The sequence below is a fragment of the Actinomadura geliboluensis genome, assembly GCF_005889745.1.
In the GTDB taxonomy this organism is placed as follows: Bacteria; Actinomycetota; Actinomycetes; order Streptosporangiales; family Streptosporangiaceae; genus Spirillospora; species Spirillospora geliboluensis.
Window position 1 is genome coordinate 1 of record NZ_VCKZ01000533.1, and the last position, 5,521, is coordinate 5,521.

At 73.2% G+C, this 5,521-nt stretch carries 5 protein-coding genes; 3 read left to right on the forward strand and 2 right to left on the reverse strand.

The genetic code is table 11. The features are described from left to right. A partial coding sequence (locus tag ETD96_RS45450; protein WP_171069481.1) for an outer membrane protein assembly factor BamB family protein occupies positions 1-2,014 on the forward strand: 2,014 nt, incomplete at its 5' end. Here ETD96_RS45450 and ETD96_RS40575 read toward each other — a convergent pair. After that, positions 2,004-2,573: a TIGR03086 family metal-binding protein gene (locus ETD96_RS40575; protein ID WP_138641795.1), complete on the reverse strand. Its 570-nt coding sequence runs from the start codon at positions 2,571-2,573 to the stop codon at positions 2,004-2,006. The genes ETD96_RS45450 and ETD96_RS40575 overlap by 11 nt on opposite strands. A gap of 73 nt (positions 2,574-2,646) precedes the next feature. On the opposite strand from ETD96_RS40575, the gene ETD96_RS40580 reads away from it, so the two are divergent. Together ETD96_RS40580 and ETD96_RS40585 are read left to right on the forward strand one after the other, a co-directional pair. Then, positions 2,647-3,249: a TetR/AcrR family transcriptional regulator gene (locus tag ETD96_RS40580; protein ID WP_138641796.1), complete on the forward strand. Its 603-nt coding sequence runs from the start codon at positions 2,647-2,649 to the stop codon at positions 3,247-3,249. Positions 3,250-3,460: 211 nt separating this feature from the next. Then, positions 3,461-3,847, forward strand: coding sequence for a hypothetical protein (locus ETD96_RS40585; protein WP_138641797.1), 387 nt, complete (start codon positions 3,461-3,463; stop codon positions 3,845-3,847). Between the two features lie 76 nt (positions 3,848-3,923). Here the strand turns inward: ETD96_RS40585 and ETD96_RS40590 are convergent, their stop codons facing one another. Then, positions 3,924-5,381 carry an MFS transporter gene (locus ETD96_RS40590; RefSeq protein ID WP_138641798.1) on the reverse strand — a complete coding sequence of 486 codons (1,458 nt, stop codon included), beginning with the start codon at positions 5,379-5,381 and terminating at the stop codon, positions 3,924-3,926. Between the last annotated feature and the right edge of the window lie 140 nt (positions 5,382-5,521).

The following is a 5,521-nucleotide window of genomic DNA, read 5'->3' on the forward strand; positions in this document are numbered from 1 at the left end:
GGTGGTGCGGGCGGGGCTGGCGGAGGACCCGGGGTTCCGGCGCCGGTTCGTCCGGGAGGTCGAGGCGGCCCGCCGCGTGAGCGGCTTCTTCACCGCCGCCGTGGTCGACGCCGACCCGGACGGGACGCCGCCGTGGCTGGCCACCGAGTACGTGCCCGGACTGTCGCTGAAGGCCGCGGTCGACGCGCACGGCGCGCTGCCGGACGGGACGGTCCGATCCCTGGGCGCGGCGCTCGCGGAGGCACTGGAGAGCGTGCACGCCGCCGGGGTGGTGCACCGCGACCTCAAGCCGTCGAACGTGCTGCTGGCCGCGGACGGTCCGCGCCTGATCGACTTCGGGATCGCGCTGGCGTCCGAGGGCACCCGCCTGACGGTGACGGGGGCGATGGTCGGCACGCCGGGCTTCATGTCCCCGGAGCAGTTGCGGGGCGGCGAGGTCGGCCCGGCGAGCGACGTCTTCTCCCTCGGCGCCGTCCTGGCGTACGCGGCGACCGGGGCCGGGCCGTTCGGCGGCGGCTCCGTCCACGCGTTGAACTACCGGGTCGTCCACGCGGCCCCCGACCTCACCGGTGTGCCGCCCGGCTTGGCGGACATCGTGGCCCGCTGCCTGGACAAGGACCCCGCCCGGCGTCCCACCGTCTCCGCTCTGGTCGAGGAACTGGGCCGGGCGTCGCGCGCATGGCCGCCCGGTGGAGCCGGCTGGCTGCCCGAACCGCTGACGACCGAGATCACCCGCACGGTCCCCGCGCCGCCTCCCGCGCCCACTCCCGCGCCCACCGCCGTTGTGACGGCGCCATACCAAGGCCAGCCCCCAGGACCCTCTCCCCGGCGGCTGCTCACGCGGGGACGTGTCCTGACGGGCCTCGCCGCCGTCACCGTCCTCGTCACCGTCGCCACCACGCTGTTCCTCACCGGCGGGGAGCCGGACGCCGACCGGGGCGGCCGCACCGATCGCGCCGCCGAGCCCAGCCCGCCGGTCCTGAAGCAGATGTGGTCCTACAGCGGGGAGCCGGCCTGGCCGCCGGTGCTCAAGGACGGGACGCTGTACTTCGGCGACGGCGACGGAGTCATCCACGCCGTGGACGCCCGCACCGGCAAGGCCCGCTGGACGCACGACCGGGCCTATGGCGGCGGCAACTCCCTGTTCTTCGCCGGGAACAGGGTCTACCTCAGCGCCTACGCCGACTCCTCACGCGACAGCGACAGCGGCCGCGTGTTCGCCCTGGACGCCGCCTCCGGCCGCCGGCTGTGGGAACGCCCCGACCGGACGCTGCTGCTCGGCGAAGCGCTGTCCGGTCGGCGAATGTACTTCTTCCACCGGACGTCCGATGAAAAGAAGTCGTTGGTGTACGCGCTGGACACCGGCACCGGCAAGATGGCGTGGAGCCACGAAGCCGGGGTCGTGTGGAAGATGACCACCCACGAGAACGTCGTCTATTACGTCGCGAGCACCTACGAAGAGCCGGCTCCGCAACTCCACGCGCTGAACGCCGAAACAGGCAAGCGCCTGTGGAAGGCTCCCTTCTCGGACGAGCTCCACAGCCGTCCGGAATCGCTCATCGTGATCGGTGGCGTCCTGTACGGGCTCGGTGAGGACGGCACCGTTTCGGCGCGCGACCCCGGCAACGGTGCGCTCCTGTGGAACACCCCCACCGACCTCGGCGACTTCTCGGATTCGTCGCGCCCCGCGGTCTCCGACGGGGTCGTCTACATCAGCGGCAACGCCGATACCCAGGGGAACGATGGGCAGGCGGTCGCGTTCAACGCGAAGACCGGCGCGGTGTTGTGGCGCCGTGAGCTTCCTCAGGTGACCTCGTCACCCACTCTCTTGTCCGGGACGGTCTACGTCGGCACGAAGACCGGCGAACTGCACCTCCTGAAGGCCGCTGACGGCGCCTCCCTGGGCAAGGTCACGCTGGCGGACGACCGCGACCCCAACGCGGTGGTAACGGATGGAGTGGTCTACTTCGGCGCCGGTGACGGCCACCTGCGCGCGGCCACCATCACCCGCTGACCCCGTCCGGCGGCGTCCAGTCCGGGTCGCGGCCAAGGAGGGCGGCGAGGTTGTCGATCGCAGGACGGGCCGGGTCTTCGGCCAGCGGTGGGCTGTAGACGCCGCCGGGTCCGTTGAGGGGGCTGCCCGGAGCGGTGTTGGCCCGGGCCAGCGGCAGTGCCGCCTCGGCCAGGCGGGACGGCACGGCGGGCGCGGTCCGCAATGCGCGCGCCAGGTCCCAGCGGTGGACCAGCATGTCGACGGTGTGGACGCCGAGGACCATTTCGGTCGGCGTCGGGCCGCGCTGCGGCAGGTCCACGGTCTCACCGGCCCGCTCCAGCACGGAGAGGCAGCGGGCGGCGATGCGGGCGAAGTCGTCGCGCGGGTCCGCGCTCGCTTCGACGGGCGGCAGCGCTGTCCGGGCGATGGCCTCGTGCCGCTCGTTCATGTGGCGGAGCAGGTCGGCGACCGTCCATCCGTCGCAGGGCGTCGGTTCGCCCATCGCGGAGTCGGGGACAAGGGCGACATCGTGGCCCAGGAGGGCGAGCGCGGTGGCGTCGAGTTGGAGCAGATCGGTCATGCCGGACGGGCCTCTCGTCATTTGGCGCGGTCGTACGCCAAAATAGCGTACGACCGTTCGCTAGTCTTGGGGCATGTCTCCTCGACGCTCGGCGGCCGAAGCGGCCCGGACCCGCGACCGGATCGTGCGGGCCGCGATGCGGGACGCCTCCCGGGTGGGGCTGGAGGGGCTGACCCTCGGCACGCTCGCGCAGCGGCTCGGCATGAGCAAGGCGGGGCTGGTCGGCCCGTTCGGCTCCCGCGACCGCCTGCAGATGGCCGCGCTCGACCAGGCCGGCGAGGTGTTCCGCGCGGCGGTCGTCGCCCCCCTGACGGAGCTGCCGCCCGGTCCGGAGCGGCTGGGCCGGCTGATCGACGGCTGGGTCGGCTACCTGGCCGAATGCCCGTTCCCCGGCGGCTGCTTCCTCACCGCCGCCTCGGCCGAACTGGACGGGCGGCCGGGACCGCTGCGCGACCGGCTGCGCGAGATCGTCGCGTCCCAGCGCCGGGCGCTGACGGCGGAGATCGCCGCCGCCCAGGCCGGGCTGCCCGGCCCGCACCGTCCCGCCGAGGAGGTCGCCACGGTGATCGCCGGCCTGGCCATGGCCGCCAACCAGGAGATCCAGCTGCTGGAGGACGCCTCGGCGCCGGCCCGCGCCCGCACCGCCATGCGCCGCGCGGCCGGCCTGAGCACGTGAGCTCCTCCGGGCGGCTCCGCCCCATTGTTGATGTTGCGTTCGCCGTGCGTTCCTTGCGCGCCGGCCGCCACGCCCCCGCGCCACGACCAAGATCGAACTTGGCGTGACGGCCCGGCGAACAATGGCGAAGGCCCCTTCCACCGGCGGATCCGCCGACCGAAGATCAACACCGAGCGGCGCGATCATCTCGCGCCCGGGTGGAAGGGGCACGATGAAGACACTGATGAAGACGGCCGTGGTGGGCCTCGGCATCGCGGCGGCGAGCATCGCGGTCGCGCAGCCGGCGCTGGCCAACTCCTTCGGGCCGGTCTCGGTCGGCGACGGCACCGTCTCCTACAACGACGGCGGCGACCAGTTCTGCGCCCAGGCGTACAACACCGACGGCGCCCGCTGGGTGCAGGTGACGCTCGTCCCGATCAGCCGGTCGGGCCCCAGCCCGTCCTGGACGGACTACAACAACTACTACGGCAACTCGGGCAGCACCTGCCGCAGCCTCGCCACCGCTTACGAGGACACCTACTACCGCGCCGACATCAAGACCTACTGGGGCGAGCGGGGGACGACCGTGACGCGCTCGTCCCGCTACTTCTACAGCTGACCGTCCGGCACGACGACGGCACGTTCCCCGCACCGGGTGCGGTGAACGTGCCGTCGCGCGTTTCGCGCAGGCCATGTCAGCGGCCGGCGGTCTTCTCGCCCTCCGCCTGCGGCGCGGCCGCGCCCGCGGCGTCCGGACGGGGGGTCCGGAGGGTGACGGCGGCGAGTCCCGCGCCGGCGAGCGCGATGAGCGCGGCGCCGGTGAAGGCGGCGGAGAACCCGTCGGTGAGCGCGGGCAGGTCCCCGAGCCGGTCCGCGCCGGAGGCGGCGGCGATGGCGGTCATGGCCGCCAGGCCGAGCGCCGAGCCGACCTGGTAGCCGGTGTTGACGATGCCGGACGCGAGCCCGCCCTCCTCCGGACGGGCCGCCGACAGCGCGGTGCCGAGCGAGGGGATGAACGCCAGCGACATCCCGAGCGCGGCGACCAGCGAGGCCGGCAGGACGTCCACCCAGTAGTTCCCGTCCGGGCGGATCAGCGACAGCCAGCCCATCCCGGCGGCCAGCACCAGCAGCCCGGTGACGATGGCGCCCTTGGCGCCGAGGCGCCCCATGACCCGCGGTGCCAGGACGATCATCCCGAGCATGATCAGCGCGGTCATGGGCACGAGCGCCGCGCCCGACGGGAAGGCGCTGTAGCCGAGCACCTGCTGCAGGTACAGGTTCAGGAAGAACCACATGGGGATCCACGCGCCGCCGAGCAGCAACTGCGCGAGGTTGGCGGCGGCCAGGTTCGGCGCGCGGAAGATCGACAGCGGCATCAGCGGGGCGCGGCGGTACGCCTGCAGCGCCAGGAACACCCCGAGCAGCACCAGCCCGGCGGCCAGCACCGCCCAGGTCTCGAACGCGTTCCAGCCGACCTCGGGCGCGCGGACGACGCCGAAGACGAGGCCGCCCAGCCCCGCGGTGACGGTCAGCGCGCCGAGCACGTCCACCCGACCGCGGGCGCCGCCCCCGCCGCCGGGCATCAGCGCGGGCGCGGCGGCCAGCGCGATCAGGGCGATGGGGATGTTGATGTAGAAGACCCAGGGCCAGGACAGGTACTCGGTGATGACGCCCCCGAGGAACACGCCCGCGGTGCCGCCGGCCGGTGCCGCCGCCCCGTACAGGGACAGCGCCTTGGTCAGCTCGCGCGGCTCGGAGCCGAACAGCATCATCAGCAGCGTCAGCGCGGCGGGCGCGATGAGCGCGGCGCCGACGCCCTGGACGGCGCGTCCGGCCAGCTCCACACCGACGTTCCCGGCGGCGCCCGCCATGGCGGACCCGGCGAGCAGGACGACCCACCCGGTGGAGAACAGCCGGCGGGCGCCGAACAGGTCCGACAGCCGGCCGCCGAGCAGCAGCAGGCCGCCGAACGCGACGACATAGGCGTTGAACACCCAGGACAGGTTCTCCTGCGAGAACCCGAGATCCGCCTGGATGCGGGGCAGCGCCACCCCGATGATCGACGTGTCCATGATCACCATGAACTGAGCGGCCGCGATCAGCGCCAGCGCCCACCAGCGGCGCGCGGCGGGCGGTGCGGAACGTCCGGACATGACTCCTCCTTCTACCCCTAGGGGGTATATATCCAGCGGTCGCTTACCCTAGGGGGGTATAGTTCCCTGCGCAACCCCCGGCGCCCCGCGCTGATTCCCGAAACCTGAAGGAGCCCCGAAATGACCGCCCAAGACCGAGA